This is a genomic window from Nocardioides sp. B129/18 (assembly GCF_055282735.1).
Genome location: NZ_JBUZJI010000007.1, coordinates 1 through 14,305 on the forward strand (window position 1 = coordinate 1; position 14,305 = coordinate 14,305).

General features: G+C 74.0%; 16 protein-coding genes. 9 read left to right on the forward strand and 7 right to left on the reverse strand.

The genetic code is table 11. The features are described 5' to 3' along the window. Positions 1-88: 88 nt before the first annotated feature. Positions 89-682: an Rv3235 family protein gene (locus tag ACZDWJ_RS06875; RefSeq protein WP_463520190.1), complete on the reverse strand. Its 594-nt coding sequence runs from the start codon at positions 680-682 to the stop codon at positions 89-91. Beyond that, on the reverse strand, positions 679-1,488 hold the full coding sequence (locus tag ACZDWJ_RS06880; RefSeq protein ID WP_463520191.1) for a LysM peptidoglycan-binding domain-containing protein: 810 nt from the start codon (positions 1,486-1,488) through the stop codon (positions 679-681). The genes ACZDWJ_RS06875 and ACZDWJ_RS06880 overlap by 4 nt, the downstream gene beginning before the upstream one ends. Positions 1,489-1,650: 162 nt before the next feature. Here ACZDWJ_RS06880 and ACZDWJ_RS06885 point away from each other — a divergent pair, with 162 nt between their 5' ends. Together ACZDWJ_RS06885 and ACZDWJ_RS06890 are read left to right on the forward strand one after the other, a co-directional pair. Further along, on the forward strand, positions 1,651-1,947 hold the full coding sequence (locus tag ACZDWJ_RS06885; protein WP_463520192.1) for a hypothetical protein: 297 nt from the start codon (positions 1,651-1,653) through the stop codon (positions 1,945-1,947). A 20-nt stretch (positions 1,948-1,967) separates the two neighbouring features. Next, on the forward strand, positions 1,968-2,501 hold the full coding sequence (locus ACZDWJ_RS06890) for a hypothetical protein (protein ID WP_463520193.1): 534 nt from the start codon (positions 1,968-1,970) through the stop codon (positions 2,499-2,501). 6 nt (positions 2,502-2,507) lie between these two features. Here the strand turns inward: ACZDWJ_RS06890 and ACZDWJ_RS06895 are convergent, their stop codons facing one another. The 5 genes from ACZDWJ_RS06895 to ACZDWJ_RS06915 form a co-directional block, all read right to left on the reverse strand. After that, positions 2,508-2,843, reverse strand: coding sequence for a sec-independent translocase (locus ACZDWJ_RS06895; RefSeq protein ID WP_463520194.1), 336 nt, complete (start codon positions 2,841-2,843; stop codon positions 2,508-2,510). Between the two features lie 54 nt (positions 2,844-2,897). Next, the gene (locus ACZDWJ_RS06900; protein WP_463520195.1) at positions 2,898-4,052 is read right to left on the reverse strand and encodes an Mrp/NBP35 family ATP-binding protein; all 1,155 of its coding nucleotides are present in this window, start codon (positions 4,050-4,052) and stop codon (positions 2,898-2,900) included. 94 nt (positions 4,053-4,146) lie between these two features. Beyond that, the gene (locus ACZDWJ_RS06905; RefSeq protein ID WP_463520196.1) at positions 4,147-5,178 is read right to left on the reverse strand and encodes an SMP-30/gluconolactonase/LRE family protein; all 1,032 of its coding nucleotides are present in this window, start codon (positions 5,176-5,178) and stop codon (positions 4,147-4,149) included. A 116-nt stretch (positions 5,179-5,294) separates the two neighbouring features. Further along, complete coding sequence (locus ACZDWJ_RS06910; protein WP_463520197.1) at positions 5,295-5,852, reverse strand: DUF1003 domain-containing protein; 558 nt, start codon at positions 5,850-5,852, stop codon at positions 5,295-5,297. Between the two features lies 1 nt (position 5,853). Continuing rightward, the gene (locus tag ACZDWJ_RS06915; RefSeq protein WP_463520198.1) at positions 5,854-7,101 is read right to left on the reverse strand and encodes a magnesium transporter MgtE N-terminal domain-containing protein; all 1,248 of its coding nucleotides are present in this window, start codon (positions 7,099-7,101) and stop codon (positions 5,854-5,856) included. Positions 7,102-7,302: 201 nt separating this feature from the next. Here ACZDWJ_RS06915 and ACZDWJ_RS06920 point away from each other — a divergent pair, with 201 nt between their 5' ends. From ACZDWJ_RS06920 to ACZDWJ_RS06950, 7 genes are all read left to right on the forward strand, one after another. Beyond that, positions 7,303-8,490: an acyl-CoA dehydrogenase family protein gene (locus ACZDWJ_RS06920; RefSeq protein ID WP_463520199.1), complete on the forward strand. Its 1,188-nt coding sequence runs from the start codon at positions 7,303-7,305 to the stop codon at positions 8,488-8,490. A 10-nt stretch (positions 8,491-8,500) separates the two neighbouring features. After that, positions 8,501-8,851, forward strand: a complete 351-nt coding sequence (locus ACZDWJ_RS06925) for a hypothetical protein (protein ID WP_463520200.1) — start codon at positions 8,501-8,503, stop codon at positions 8,849-8,851. Between the two features lie 40 nt (positions 8,852-8,891). Continuing rightward, positions 8,892-9,932, forward strand: a complete 1,041-nt coding sequence (locus ACZDWJ_RS06930; protein ID WP_463520201.1) for a MaoC family dehydratase — start codon at positions 8,892-8,894, stop codon at positions 9,930-9,932. 112 nt (positions 9,933-10,044) lie between these two features. Continuing rightward, complete coding sequence (locus ACZDWJ_RS06935; RefSeq protein ID WP_463520202.1) at positions 10,045-12,015, forward strand: CASTOR/POLLUX-related putative ion channel; 1,971 nt, start codon at positions 10,045-10,047, stop codon at positions 12,013-12,015. Positions 12,016-12,048: 33 nt separating this feature from the next. Then, positions 12,049-12,633, forward strand: a complete 585-nt coding sequence (locus ACZDWJ_RS06940; protein WP_463520203.1) for a histidine phosphatase family protein — start codon at positions 12,049-12,051, stop codon at positions 12,631-12,633. Positions 12,634-12,695: 62 nt separating this feature from the next. Then, positions 12,696-13,352, forward strand: a complete 657-nt coding sequence (locus ACZDWJ_RS06945) for a DUF6758 family protein (RefSeq protein ID WP_463520204.1) — start codon at positions 12,696-12,698, stop codon at positions 13,350-13,352. Between the two features lie 56 nt (positions 13,353-13,408). Then, a complete protein-coding gene (locus tag ACZDWJ_RS06950) occupies positions 13,409-14,296 on the forward strand; it encodes a PHP domain-containing protein (RefSeq protein ID WP_463520205.1) in 888 nt (295 codons plus the stop codon). Positions 14,297-14,305: the final 9 nt, after the last annotated feature.

Consider the following 14,305-nt stretch of genomic DNA (forward strand, 5'->3'; position numbering starts at 1 on the left):
GGCGCCGGCGGCGAGCACGCCGGGCACCGGGGTCTGCGGCCCGAGGCGGCGGCGCCCGTCGGCGTTCGTGTGCGCGGTGCGCGGCGCCTCAGGCGAACTCGAGCGCCGTGCAGCACCAGCGGCCCTGGCGCAGCTCGAAGCGGGCGGCGACGGCCCGGGACCGCTCGCCGTAGCGCACGTGGGCCCAGGTCTCGAGCACGCCGGGCCGGATGACGCTGCTGCGCACGCTCACCAGGTGGGGACGGGCCGGGTGGGGCCGATGCTGGCCGGACCGAGAGCCGGCCGCGCGGGCGACCAGGACGGCCCGGCGCCGGAGGTCCTCGTGGACGGCTCGCGTCGACCAGCGCACCAGCTGGCTCGGGGGACGGGCGCCTCCGGCGATCTCGACGGCGGCCTGGAGGTAGCGCTGGGCCCACACCTCGCCCTGGAGGTGACGCTGGCGGACCAGCTCGCCGGCCTGGGAGATCGGCACGACCTGTGCTGCCGGGCCGTCGTGAGCCTCGGACGCGACGTCGGAGGCCGGGCTGGGGGCCAGCTCCGGCGCGCGCAGTGCGACGGCGCCGAGGTCCAGTGCGAGGGAGCCCTGCACCTCCGCGAGTCCGATGCGGGGGCGAGCGGCGGGGCCGTGCCGCAGGGGGACGACGGGGGCGTGGGCGCGGGAGCGCGAGGAGGTGCGGGTCATGGTCGTGTCCTTCCGAGCGGAGACGGGTGCAGGGGGCGGTGGGACGCGGCGGCGGGCGCCGTCGCGACGAGGTCGTGGGGGACGCGCAGCCGCTGGCCGACGCGCAGGAGGTCGGGGTCGGGCACCGCGTGCCGGTTCGCCCGGTGCAGTCGCGGCCAGGCGGCCGCGACGGCGGCGTCGTCGACAGCACGGCCGGAGCCGGCCTCGAGCAGGGCGGCGGTGATCGACCACAGGGAGTCGCCCGGGCGCACCAGGACGAACGAGGGAGAGCGGTGCTCCCGCGGAGCGCGTGCCGCGGCGGGGACGGGGGCGCTCGCGTCCGACGCGAGGGCCGACGGCGCGAGCGTGGGCGCCGACTCGGGCGCCGTGGCCGACTCAGGTGTGGTCTCGGGCGTGCTCGGGAGCCGGGGGTAGGGGAGTCCGTCGAGGTCGCTCGCGACCGTGGACGCGGCGACGGGCGGGATGGGCTGCGGGTCGGCGCCGGGGGCGTCTGCGGGAGCCGGGAGGGCGAGGCCCGTGCTGAGCGAGGAGGTGAGCGCCACGCCGCAGGCGAGCAGCACGACGCGCCGCAGACGGGCCGGGGCGCGTGCGGCGAGCCGGCCGGGGCGTCGACCCCCCGCCTCGCGGACCACGGCCAGGCAGACCGCCCACAGCCAGGTCAGGCAGGCCAGGAGCGTGAGCTCGGCGAGCGCGACGACGGCGTCGGCCGGAGCGCGGGGCATCCGCAGGTCCGAGACCAGCAGCCCGGCGAGCATCAGCGCCGCGAGCGTGGCCGCCACCACGACCACGATGCGCCGACTCGCCATCGTTCCTCCCGAGAACTATGCGTTTGCGTCCGTTTGCATCAGTCAAGGCGCGTTGGATCCTCCTGTCAACGATTCGTCCACAGCGTGCGGCGACGTCGCCGATGACGATCGGTCGCGCCCGCTGCTAGCGTCGCGACGTCCCGCCTATCTCGGAGGTCTCTGATGGACACCAGCCCCACCGCGTTCGCCGCATCGCCCCGTCCGGGGCTCCTGGTCACGCTCGTGTGGGTCGTCGGCGTCCTCGCCGCCACGGCCTTCCCGCTCGGCGGCCTCGTCGCGGGCCTCGCCGCCGCCGGCACCACCTACCGCCGCTCCTCGATCGCGGTGCGCGTCGCCTGGGTCGTCTACGGACTGCTCACCGTCGCGCTCCAGATCGGGACGTTCGTCGCCGTGGCAGGCTCCTCGCCCGTCGGCCCGCCGGTGCCGGTCGGTCCGATCGGCGGCCCCGTCGGCGGCTGAGCCGCACTCCCCGCGCCGTCGTGCACGAGGAGTCCCTCTTCGACGTCCTCGCCGAGCTCGAGCAGCAGGCGGAGGCGCTCTACGACGCCGAGCGCGGGCTCGAGCTCGCCGACCGGGTGCGCAGCGAGTACCAGCAGGTCGCCCTGGCCGGCCGACTGATGGCGTCCATCGGGTCCGTCGTCGGCCTCGAGGTGCCGCACGTCGGCTGGATCCGCGGCGAGCTGGTGCGGGTCACCGCGACCTGGAGCCATCTGCGGGTCTCCGGACGCGACTGGATCGTCCTCCACGACGCCGTGCAGGCGGTGCTGGGGGCGAGCCCGCGCTCGGTGCCAGAGGTGGCGTGGTCGCCGCTGGCCGGCCTCGGCGTCGGCTCGGTGCTGCGCCGCCTGGCCGACGGCGGGCTGAGCGTCACCCTGCAGCGCCGCGACGGCGGACGTCTGGAGTCGGCGATCCGGCGCATCGGCGCGGACTTCGTCGAGGTCCTCGGGCCCGGGGGAGACCAGGTGCTCGTGCCGCTCGCCGCGATCGCGGGTCTCGCCAGCCGCGAGGTCTGAGACGCCTCAGGTGGCGTCGACGTCGAAGGGCGGGACGTCGCCCTCGATGAGCGGCGCGCCGTCCTCGCGACGCCGCTGGGCCTCCTCGGCCTCGACGTCCTCCATCGCCTCCATGATGTGCTTGCGCACGATCTGGCGGGGGTCGAGGTCGCGCAGGTCGAGGTCGGCGTACTCCGGGCCGAGCTCGTCGCGCAGCTCGTCGCGGGCGGCGTAGGCCATCTTGCGGGCCTGGTGCAGCATCTTCGCGGCCTGCCGGGCGAACTCGGGGAGTCGCTCCGGCCCGAACGCGACCATCGCCACGACGGCGATCACCGCGAGCTCGAGGAAGCCGATGCCGAACACGAGGGAAGCCTAGACGTCAGGTGGGTGGCCGCGTCGGCGGGGGCCCCGACTCGCTCAGAGTCGGTTGCTCGGGGTGAGCCCCAGCTGCATGCCGGCGAGGCCGCGTCCGCGACCGGCCAGGCGCTGGGCGATCTCGGTGAGCGCGACCGCCGACGGGGCGGTGGGGTCGGCGTCGACGACCGGCTTGCCGGCGTCGCCGCCCTCGCGCAGGGAGGGCTCCAGCGGGATCCGACCGAGCAGCGGGACGTCGTAGCCGAAGCGCTCGGAGAGGGTCTGGGCCACCCGCTCGCCACCGCCGGTGCCGAAGATGTGCAGGCGCTCCTGGGAGCCGTCGGGGTTGGTGTGCTGGTAGTAGCTCATGTTCTCCACGACGCCGACGACGCGCTGGTGCATCATCGAGGCCATCGTGCCGGCGCGCTCGGCGACCTCGGCGGCGGCCTCCTGCGGCGTGGTGACGACGACGACCTCGGCGCCGGGCAGGTGCTGGCCCAGGGAGATCGCGATGTCGCCGGTGCCCGGGGGCAGGTCGAGGAGCAGGGCGTCGAGGTCGCCCCAGTAGACGTCGGCGAGCATCTGCACGAGCGCGCGGTCGAGCATCGGGCCGCGCCAGGCGACGACCTGGTCGCGGCGCGGCTTGAGCATGCCGATGGAGATGACCGAGACGCCCGAGGGGGTCGGCACGGGCATGATGAGGTCGTCGACCTGGGTGGGGCGGCTCTCGGCCACGCCGAGCATCGCCGGCACCGAGTGGCCGTAGATGTCGGCGTCGACGACGCCGACCTTGAGGCCCTGGGCGGCCATCGCCAGCGCCAGGTTCACCGTGACCGAGGACTTGCCGACGCCGCCCTTGCCCGAGGCGATGGCGTAGACCTTGGTGAGCGAGCCCGGCTGGGCGAAGGGGATCTCGCGCTGAGCGGCGCCCTGGCCGAGGGTCTCGCGCAGCGCCGCACGCTGCTCGTCGTTCATCACCCCGAGCGTGAGGCGGACGTCGCTGACGCCGGGGACCTTCCCGACCGCGGCGGTGACGTCGCGGTTGATGGTGTCCTTCAGCGGGCAGCCCGCGACGGTGAGCAGCACCGTGAGGCTGACGACGCCGTCGTCGATGGCCACCGACTCGACCATGCCGAGGTCGGTGATCGGACGCTTGATCTCGGGGTCGTTGACGGTCGCCAGGGCGGCGTTGACCTGCTCGAGGAGGGAGTCGCTCATGATGCGTCCAGTCTAGGCGCCGCCCAGGGTCGCGCCGCCCGCGCCTCCCGACGCGGACGGCACGACCCGGAGCCGGTGCTCGGCGAGGGCGTGGTCAGCGCGCGTCGATGGCGGTGATCCAGTACTCCGTCGTCGGCGTCGGGGTGGTGGAGAACCGGGCGTTGGGCAGGTACAGACGCTCGCCCAGGCGCGCCACCGTGGTGGGCACGTCGAAGTCCGGGCTGGTCAGCGTGCGGGTGACGGTGCCGCGGCGGCCGTCCTCGGAGAGTCGCATCACCGCCACCTGGTTCAGCCGGTTCTGCACGCCGTAGAGCGTGCGGCCCGAGCGGAGCAGGCCGTCGCCGTTGGTGAGCAGCGCGCCGCCGAGGTCGACGACGGTGGTGACGCCGGTGCGCGGGTCGACGCGGTGCAGCTCGCCGGAGGAGGAGTCGACGACGAGCAGGGCCGATCCGTCGGGGGTGGTGGTGAGGCCGTTGGCGTTGTTGACGCCGTCGTCCTGCACCCACGCGCCCGAGAGCGGCAGCGAGCGCGCCTGCGCCGGCAGGCGTCCGCCGCGGCCGAGCGGGATCTCGGTGAGCACGGCGTTGCGGGAGTCGGTGACCCACACCGCCCGGCGGGTGATCAGCACGTCGTTGACGAAGCTGGTGGCGCCCTCGGGAGCCACTCGATAGGTGCGCAGGAGCTCGCCTGTGCGCGAGTCGACGACCCGGACGGTGCCCGACGGCCCGCCTGCGACGAAGAGGCGTCCGAGCCGGTCGATCTTCAGGCCCACCGACGCGGTGCCGGGGCCCTGGCTGATGGTCTCGCCGCGCCCGGTGCGCAGGTCGACGCGATAGAGGTCGCCGTCGGCGCGGGAGCCGAGGTAGGCCTGGGCGCGAGGACCGATGGTGATGCCCTCGGGCTGGAAGCCGTCGGGCAGCTCGATGCGCCTCGGGAACGGCGCGGGGGCGTGCGCGCCGCCGTGGTGGGAGGCGACGCGCGCGGAGTCGGCCTGGGCCACGCCGGGGAGTCCGGCGAGGGAGCCGAGGGAGGTGGTGGCGGCCGCGGCGAGCAGCGTCGCCACGGTGACGCGGGCGCCGCGACGGCGACGCAGGGGTGCGGGGGTCTGACCGGGGGTCGGGGTCATGCCTGCTCCAGAGGTCGGGGCGCCGAGACCCGAGCGATGGGCCGCGCGGTGAGGTCCCGACGCCGAGAACGGGACCCCATCCACGGTGGCAGAGCCGGGGGAGCGGCCCGAGTCCGTCAGGGTGAGGGGGCGTCGTCCTGCTCGGCGTCCCGGCTGGCGTCCCGGCCGCTGTCCCGGCCGGCCTCGCGCACCGCCTGGCGGTCGTCGAGCTCGCCGAGCAGGCCGCGCAGCTCCGAGCGCAGGTAGTCGCGGGTGGCCATGTCGCCCAGCGCCATCCGCAGCGAGGCGACCTCGCGGGCCAGGAACTCCATGTCGGCGTGGGCGCGGGTGTTGGCCTGGCGGTCCTGCTCGGCGATCACCTTGTCGCGGGTCTCCTGCCGGTTCTGTGCGAGCAGGATGAGGGGCGCGGCGTAGGAGGCCTGGAGGCTCAGCATCAGGGTGAGGAAGATGAAGGGGTACTCGTCGAAGCGCCACGACGACGGCGCGGCGAGGTTCCAGCCGACCCAGACCACCACGAACGCGCTCATGTAGAGCAGGAACGTGGCGGTGCCCATGAAGCGGGCGAACTGCTCGGCGAAGACGCCGAACGCGTCGGAGTCGAAGCGCGGCCGCGGGACGAGCGGACGACGCTGCTCGCGCGGGGTGTCGAGGCGCTCGCGACGGCTCTCGGCCACCTCAGGCCTCCCGTCCGGCGGCGCGGTCGCGCCAGTTCTCGGGGAGCATGTGGTCGAGGAGGTCGTCGACGGCGACGGCGCCGAGCAGGCGTCCGGCCTCGTCGCACACGGGCGCGGCGACCAGGTTGTAGGTGGCCAGGTGGGCGGCGACCTCGTCCTTGCCCATCTCCGGGCGCAGCGGCTCGAGGGAGTCGTCCAGGGCGCCGGCCACGAGGGTCGAGGGGGGCTCGCGCAGGAGCCGCTGGATGTGGGCGACCCCGAGGAAGCGTCCGGTGGGGGTCTCCAGCGGCGGGCGGCAGACGTAGACCAGCGCGGCCACCGACGGCGTGAGGTCGGGGTTGCGCACGTGGGCCAGGGCGTCGGCGATGGTGGCGTCGGGGCCGAGGATCACCGGCTCGGGGGTCATCATCGCGCCGGCGGTGTCGGCGGTGTAGGACATCAGGCGCTTGACGTCCTCGGCCTCCTCGGGCTCCATGAGGTCGAGCAGCGTGGCGGCGGTCTCGGGCGGCAGCTCGGCGATGAGGTCGGCGGCGTCGTCGGGCGACATCTCCTCCAGGACGTCGGCGGCGCGCTCGGAGTCCAGGCGCCCGAGGATCTCGACCTGGTCCTCCTCCGGCAGCTCCTCGAGGACGTCGGCGAGCCGCTCGTCGTCGAGCGCCGCGGCGACCGCCGTGCGCCGCTCGGCGGGCAGCTCGTGGATCATGCTGGCGGCGTCGGCCGGACGCATGTCGTTGAGCGCCGCGACGAGCTGGGTGGCGGCCTGCGACTGGTCGGTGCGGGTGAGCCCGGCGACGTCGCGCCACTCCACGACGTGGGTCTGCCCGCGACGGCGCAGGCCCTTGCCGGGCTCCTGCACCGCGACGCGGCTGATGACCCAGTCGCGGTTGCGCGCCTGCTCCATGCCGACGTCGTAGACGGTGCCGGCGACGTCGCTGCTGGGGATGGTGACGGCGCGATCGAGCATCTGGGCGATGACGAGGGTCTCGGTGGAGCGCTGCTCGAAGCGGCGCATGTTGAGCAGGCCGGTGGTGTAGACCTGCCCGGCGTCGATCGCGGTGACGCGGGTCATCGGGACGAAGATCCGGCGGCGTCCGAACACCTCCGCGACCAGCCCGAGCACGCGCGGCTGGCTGCCCTCGGCGCGCACGGAGGCGACGACGTCGCGGACCTTGCCGACCTGCTCGCCGATGGGGTCGAAGACCGGGAGCCCGACGAGGCGTGCGATGTAGACCCGGGCCGCGTTGCTCACGGAGCGCAGGCTACCGGTCGGCCGCGCTCCGGCCGGGTGTCCACCCCTTGGGCACCGGGCGACGTCCTCGCAGCCTGCGGCCTGTCAGAGTGGCTGTGATCACGCTCACCGCTTCCCGCCGACGGTGTTGCAAGTGACTCGCGAGTAATAAAGTTGCGGGCGATCAGCAACGCCCCCCGAGCCTCACGAAGGATGCCGCAGATGCGCTTGTGCCAGACCGACGGGCTGACCGACGACCAGATCGAGATCCTGAAGGCCGTCCGCGCCTTCACGGAGAAGGAGATCCTGCCGGTCGCGACCGAGCTCGAGCACGCCGACGAGTACCCGCAGGCGATCGTCGACGGACTCAAGGAGCTCGGCGTCTTCGGCCTGATGATCCCCGAGGAGTACGGCGGCCTCGGCGAGTCGCTGCTCACCTACGCGCTCGCGGTCGAGGAGATCGCCCGCGGCTGGATGAGCGTCTCCGGCGTCATCAACACCCACTTCATCGTCGCCTACCTGCTCATGCACCACGGCACCGAGGAGCAGAAGCAGCGCTACCTGCCCAAGATGGCCGTCGGCGAGGTCCGGGGCTCGTTCTCGATGTCCGAGCCCGGCACCGGCTCCGACGTCTCGGCGATCTCCACCAAGGGCGTCAAGACCGCCGAGGGCTACGAGATCACCGGCCAGAAGATGTGGCTGACCAACGGCGGCTCCTCCACCCTCACCGCGCTGCTCGCCAAGACCGACGAGGGCGCCGACTCGGTCTACCGCAACATGACCACCTTCCTCATCGAGAAGGAGCCGGGCTTCGGCGAGACCGCCCAGGGCGTCACCATCCCGGGCAAGATCGAGAAGATGGGCTACAAGGGCGTCGACACCACCGAGATGGTGCTCGAGGGCCACCGCACCACCGAGGCCCAGATCCTCGGCGGCGTGCCCGGCAAGGGCTTCTACCAGATGATGGACGGCGTCGAGGTCGGCCGCGTCAACGTCGCCGCCCGCGCCACCGGCGTCGCCAACCGCGCGTTCGAGCTGGCCGCCCAGTACTCCCAGCAGCGCGAGACCTTCGGCAAGCCGATCGCCCAGCACCAGGCGATCATGTTCAAGCTCGCGGAGATGGCCACCAAGGTCGAGGCCGCCCACGCGATGATGGTCAAGGCCGCCCGGATCAAGGACAAGGGCGAGCGCAACGACGTCGAGGCCGGCATGGCCAAGTACCTCGCCGCGGAGTACTGCAACGAGGTCGTCGAGGCCTCCTTCCGCATCCACGGCGGCTACGGCTACTCCAAGGAGTACGAGATCGAGCGCCTCTACCGCGAGGCCGCCTTCCTGCTGATCGGCGAGGGCACCGCCGAGATCCAGAAGATGATCATCGGCCGCCAGCTGCTCTCGACCTACGCCCTCTGAGCGGAGCGTCGTGACCCAGCAGCACCCGCACGTCACCGACACCGTCCCGGCCCCCGCGGCTGGGGCGGTGTCGCCCGTCGGGCCCTCCGACGCTCCCGTCGGCGCCCCCGACCCCGCCGACCTCCAGGCCGCCCTCGACCGCCTCGAGGCGCTGCTCGACCGCGCCGACGGCCTGCTGACCCGCGTCGAGACGCTCGTCGACGCCGTCGTCGGCCCGCTGGCCACCACCACCGCGCTGACGACGCAGCTCACCGGCCAGGTCGCGAACCAGGTCGGCGACTCCCTGCGCAAGGGCGCGGGCCAGGCCACCGCCGCCGTCCTCAAGGGCGTGCAGGCCGGTCGCGGCCTCGCCGGCCGCTGACCCCGCCCCACCTCCCGCCCCCGGAGCATCAGGAGCTTCCATGCCCGAGACCAAGACCAACCCCGGCAACTTCTTCGAGGACTTCAGCCTCGGCCAGGTGATCGAGCACGCGACGCCGCGCACGATCACCGACGGCGACCGCGCCCTCTACGGCGCCATCTACCCGACGCGGTTCGCACTGCCGTCCTCGGCGCAGTTCGCCGCCTCCGTCGGGCTGCCGCAGGCGCCGGTGGAGGAGCTCATCGGCTTCCACATCGCCTTCGGCAAGACGGTGCCGGACGTCTCGCTCAACGCCGTCGCGAACCTCGGCTACGCCGAGTGCCGCTTCCACCGCCCGCTGGTCACCGGCGACACCCTGCGCACGCGCTCGGAGGTGATCGGTCTGAAGCAGAACTCCAACGGCAAGACCGGCGTCGTCTACGTGCGCTCCACCGCCACCGACCAGCACGGGGCCACCGTGCTGGAGTGGGCGCGCTGGGTGATGGTGCACAAGCGCGACGTCGAGGCCCCGGCGCCGGAGACCGTCGTCCCCGAGCTGGCCGCCGTCGTCGACCCCGCCGACCTCGTGATCCCCGAGGGCCTGGACTTCACCGACTACGACGTCGCGGCCGCCGGCGAGCCGCACCGCTTCGACGACTACGCGGTGGGGGAGCGCATCGACCACGTCGACGGCGTCACGCTCACCGACGCCGAGCACATGATGGCCACCCGCCTGTGGCAGAACACCGCCAAGGTGCACTTCAACACCGAGGCCCGCCCCGACGGCCGGCGCCTCGTGTACGGCGGCCACGTCATCTCCCTGGCCCGGGCCCTGTCGTTCAACGGACTGGCCAACGCCCAGACGATCGTGGCGATCAACGCCGGCGCCCACGTGGCCCCGGCCTTCGCCGGCGACACCGTCTACGCGTGGTCGGAGGTGCTCGACAAGGCCGAGACCTCCGCGCCCGGCGTCGGCGCCCTGCGCCTGCGGCTGGTCGCCACGCGCGGTCGCGACACCTCGATGACCCTGCGCGGCGAGGACGGCAAGCACGCCGAGGGCGTCCTGCTCGACCTCGACCTGTGGGCGCTCGTGCCGCGCTGACGCGCCGCTCGCGCACCGCCTCGACCGGCCCCCGGGACCAACGTCCCGGGGGCCGGTCGCTTTTTCGGAGAACCGCCCCCGGCACACCCCCGGGTGCACGACGATGAGGGCCATGGGTCAGACCGGTCGTCAGCTCCGCAAGCGCACCGCACAGGCGATGGGGGAGCGGGCCTCGGCCTCCTCCGCGAGCGCCCCGCGCCGTCCTGCCGCCCCCGCGCCGTCGTGGCGCGAGCGAGCGCGCTACCTCTTCGACAACTCGATGTCGCGCGGGACGCCGGCGCTCATCGCCTGGCTCACCGTCGCGACGCTGGTGCTGATCTCGTTCTTCGCCCTCGTCACCCTCGCCCTCAGACTGCGGGGCGACGACGCCTCGAGCGACGGCTTCGGCGACGAGCTCTTCAACGCCCTGCTCCACGCGCTCGACCCGGGCACCGTGGCCGGCGACGTCGGCAACCCGTGGCGCTACATCCTCACGATGCTGGCCCTCACGATCGGCGGCCTGTTCATCGTCAGCGCGCTCATCGGCGTCATCGCCGCCGGCATCGACGCCAAGATCGCCGAGCTGCAGCGCGGCCGCTCGCTCGTGCTCGAGCGCGACCACACCGTCATCCTCGGCTGGTCGGAGTCGATCTTCACGATCCTGCGCGAGCTCTCGCTCGCCAACGAGAGCCGACGCCGCCCGGTCGTCGTGATCCTCGCCGACCGCGACAAGGTGGAGATGGAGGAGGAGGTGCGGGCCAAGGTGCCCGACCTGCGCGGCACCCGCGTGGTCTGTCGCAGCGGCTCGCCGATGGACGTCGACGACCTCGCCGTCTCCAGCCACCGCAGCGCACGCTCGGTGATCCTGCTGGCGCCCGCGGGCTCGGAGGACCCCGACGCCGAGGTCATCAAGACCCTGCTGGCGCTGACCCACGAGGGCGAGGGCGGCCCGCGCATCGTCGCGGAGATCCGCAACCCCACCAACCTCGAGGCCGCGCGCCTGGTCGGCGCCGAGCGCACCACGCTGCTCGACATCCGCGAGACCGTCGCCAAGCTCGTCGTCCAGACCTCGCGGCAGTCCGGCGCCTCGGCCGTCTACGTCGAGCTCTTCGACTACGACGGCGACGAGATCTACTTCCTCGCCGAGCACGAGCTCGACGGACTCGCCTACGCCCAGGCCCAGCACCGCTTCGAGAGCGCGAGCCTCATCGGCCTGGTCGGCCCCGAGGGCAGCCGGCTCAATCCGCCTCCGGAGACCGTGATCGCCGGCCACACGCTGATCCTCGTCGCCGAGGACGACTCGGTGCTCGACGGCGCCGGCACGGCCCTGGCCCAGCCCGTCGAGGAGCACCTCGGCACCACGACGCCGGTCGAGCCGCACCCCGGACGCGCGGTGATGATCGGCTGGAACGAGCGGGCACCGCTGATGCTCGCCGAGCTGGACCGCTACGCCGCCCCCGGCTCGACGATCACCGTGCTCACCGCGCACGGCGTCCCGGTGGTGCCCGACCTGGAGACCCTGGCCGTCGAGGTGGTCCGCGGCTCCACCACCGACCGCACCACCCTCGAGGCGCACGTCGTCGAGGGCCTCGACCAGGTCATCGTGCTCTGCTACTCCGACGACCTCGAGCCGCAGGCCGCCGACGCCCGCACGCTGGTGACCCTGCTCCACGTGCGCGACATCCTCGGGCGCCTCGGCGCCACGGACACCGCCGTGGTCAGCGAGATGATGGACGACCGCAACCGGGTGCTCGCCCAGGTCGCCGACATCGACGACGTCGTCGTCAGCGGCGAGATCGTCAGCCTCATCGTCACCCAGCTCTCCGAGGACGCCCGCCTCGAGGCGGTCTTCGCCGAGCTGCTCAGCGCCGAGGGCGCCGAGATCTACCTGCGCCCCGCCGAGTGGTACCTGCGACCCGGCGTCGAGGCCACGTGGGCCAGCGTCGTCGAGGGGGCCGTCCGCCGCGGCGAGACGGCCATCGGCTGGAAGTCCGACGCCCTGGCCCAGAGCGGCGCGGAGTTCGGCGTCCAGGTCAACCCGCCCAAGTCGATGTCCCTGGTCGTCGCGCCGGGTGACAGGATCGTCGTGCTCGCGCAGGACTGACGCGTCGGGGCGCCGCGGTCCGCGGACGTCCCGGTGCCCGACGACGATGGGACTTCAACGATGGCCGACGAGGTCTGGCTGGTCCGGCACGGCGCCACGGAGTGGAGCCTGGCCGGTCGACACACCTCCAGGACGGACCTGCCGCTGCTGCCGGCCGGCGAGGACGCCGCACGCGCCCTCGCGCCGCGGCTCGCCGACGGGTTCGACCTCGTGCTCACCAGCCCCCGCCAGCGGGCCCGGCGCACCGCCGAGCTCGCCGGCTTCCCCGACGCCGTCGTCGACGACGACCTCGTCGAGTGGGACTACGGCGACTACGAGGGCATCACCACCGCCGTGATCCGCGAGACCGTGCCCGGCTGGAGCGTGTGGACCCATCCCAGCCCCGGCGGCGAGGACGCGGACGCGGTGACGGCCCGGATCGACCGCGTGCTGGCCCGGATCGCGGAGGTCGAGGGGCGCGTGCTCGTCGTCGCCCACGGCCACACCCTCCCGGCGCTCGCGGCCCGCTGGCTCGGCCTGCCGGTCTCCGAGGGACGCCGCCTCGTGCTCGGCACGACGACCGTCAGCGTGCTGGCTCGCCACCGCGAGGACGCCGTCATCCGGCGCTGGAACGCCTGACGGGCCGTGACGGGCCTTGACGGGCCTTGACGGGCACGGAGGGGCCCCACGACCGTAGGGGCGTGCCGCCGACCGTCCCCGCCCCCGAGTGCCCGCGCTGCGCGGCGCCCGTGGGCCGGATCTCGGAGGATCCGGCGGCCGGGCACTCCTGCCCCGAGCACGGGCCGGTCGCCGCGGTGCGACGCGCGGGCGACGTCGACTACGACGGCTTCGCAGCCCACCTGCTGCATGCGGGGGAGTTCCCGACCTACCTGCCCTGGCCGCTGAGCCCCGGGTGGCGCATCACCGACTTCGCGGCCGTCGGCGGCGGTGGGATGCCGACCCGCGCGACCCTCACGGGCGTCGGCGGCTCCAGCCAGCTCGACGGGCCGGTCGATCTCACGGTCGTCGTCGAGGAGGCCGCCACCGGACTCGGCGCCCGCTGCGCCGGCCTGACCCACCTCGATCCGTGGCCCGCCCCCGTGGACCAGGCGCCGCTGGTGCGGGTGCGCGTCGGGCGTCAGGCCGTGCCGCTGTGGCCGGTGTCGGTGGCCGGGGCCGAGGGCGACCTCGACCGCTCGGTCGTGGCGGGGGAGGCCGAGGGCCGGTGGCTGTGGCTCGTCGTGCGTCCGGCGTCGGCGATCCTGCTGCTGCGCGACGACTGGATCCTGCGCGACGTCTCCGGCGTCGGGGCGCCCCTGGTGGAGCTGCCGTTCGGAGGCCCGGGCCCGGCCTGGTGAGGCGTCCCACGCCTCCGTGCGGCCGATCGGGGCTCTGCTCCTCGTAGGGTGGAGGCGTGCGCATCGACCTCCACACCCACTCGCGGGCCAGCGACGGCACCCAGTCGCCCGCGGAGCTGGTGGAGGCGGCGGCCGCCGCGGGCCTCGACGTCCTCGGCCTCACCGACCACGACACCGCCGCCGGCTGGGACGAGGCGGCGCAGGCCGCCGAGCGCCACGGCGTCGTGCTGGTGCGGGGCATCGAGATCAGCACTCGTCACCGCGGCCGCGGCGCGCACCTGCTGGCCTACCTGCCCGACCCCACGCATCCGCCGCTCGTCGAGCACCTCGAGCGGATCGTCGAGGGCCGGGTCGACCGGCTGCCCCAGACCATCGCACGCCTGCGCGCCCTGGGCATCGACGTCGACGAGGACGACGTGCACGCCGCCAACGACGACGCCGTCGCGCCGGGACGTCCGCACGTCGCCGACGCGCTGATCCGCGCCGGCGTGGTCGCCGACCGCGCCGAGGCGTTCCTGCGCTACCTCAACCCCGGGCGGCCCGCCTACGTCGACCGCTACGCCGCTCCGCTGATCGACGTGCTGGCGGCGGTGCGTGGCGCCGGCGGCGTCAGCGTGCTCGCCCACGCCTGGGGCCGACGTCGCGAGGAGGTGCCCGACGCCGCCGACCTCGCCAGCCTGGCCGCGGCCGGGCTCGGCGGGCTGGAGGTCGACCACCAGGAGCACGACGCCGGCCAGCGGGAGCGGCTGCGGGCGATCGCCCGCGACCTCGACCTCGTCGTCACCGGCTCCAGCGACCACCACGGCACCGGCAAGGTCGACCACGAGCTCGGCTGCAACACCACCGCCCCGGCCGAGTACGAGCGCCTGCTGGCCCTGGCCGCCGACGCCGCAGCCGCCGCGGGCCGTGGGGCCCCGGCCCCCGGCATCGTCAGCCGCGGCTAGCCCGGGGCT

Excerpts from the sequence above, each read along its gene's own strand:
- ACZDWJ_RS06875 (WP_463520190.1), bottom strand. The coding sequence starts at position 682 with ATGACCCGCACCTCCTCGCGCTCCCGCGCCCACGCCCCCGTCGTCCCC.
- ACZDWJ_RS06880 (WP_463520191.1), bottom strand. The coding sequence starts at position 1,488 with ATGGCGAGTCGGCGCATCGTGGTCGTGGTGGCGGCCACGCTCGCGGCG.
- ACZDWJ_RS06885 (WP_463520192.1), top strand. The coding sequence starts at position 1,651 with ATGGACACCAGCCCCACCGCGTTCGCCGCATCGCCCCGTCCGGGGCTC.
- ACZDWJ_RS06900 (WP_463520195.1), bottom strand. The coding sequence starts at position 4,052 with ATGAGCGACTCCCTCCTCGAGCAGGTCAACGCCGCCCTGGCGACCGTC.
- ACZDWJ_RS06905 (WP_463520196.1), bottom strand. The coding sequence starts at position 5,178 with ATGACCCCGACCCCCGGTCAGACCCCCGCACCCCTGCGTCGCCGTCGC.
- ACZDWJ_RS06920 (WP_463520199.1), top strand. The coding sequence starts at position 7,303 with ATGCGCTTGTGCCAGACCGACGGGCTGACCGACGACCAGATCGAGATC.
- ACZDWJ_RS06930 (WP_463520201.1), top strand. The coding sequence starts at position 8,892 with ATGCCCGAGACCAAGACCAACCCCGGCAACTTCTTCGAGGACTTCAGC.
- ACZDWJ_RS06935 (WP_463520202.1), top strand. The coding sequence starts at position 10,045 with ATGGGTCAGACCGGTCGTCAGCTCCGCAAGCGCACCGCACAGGCGATG.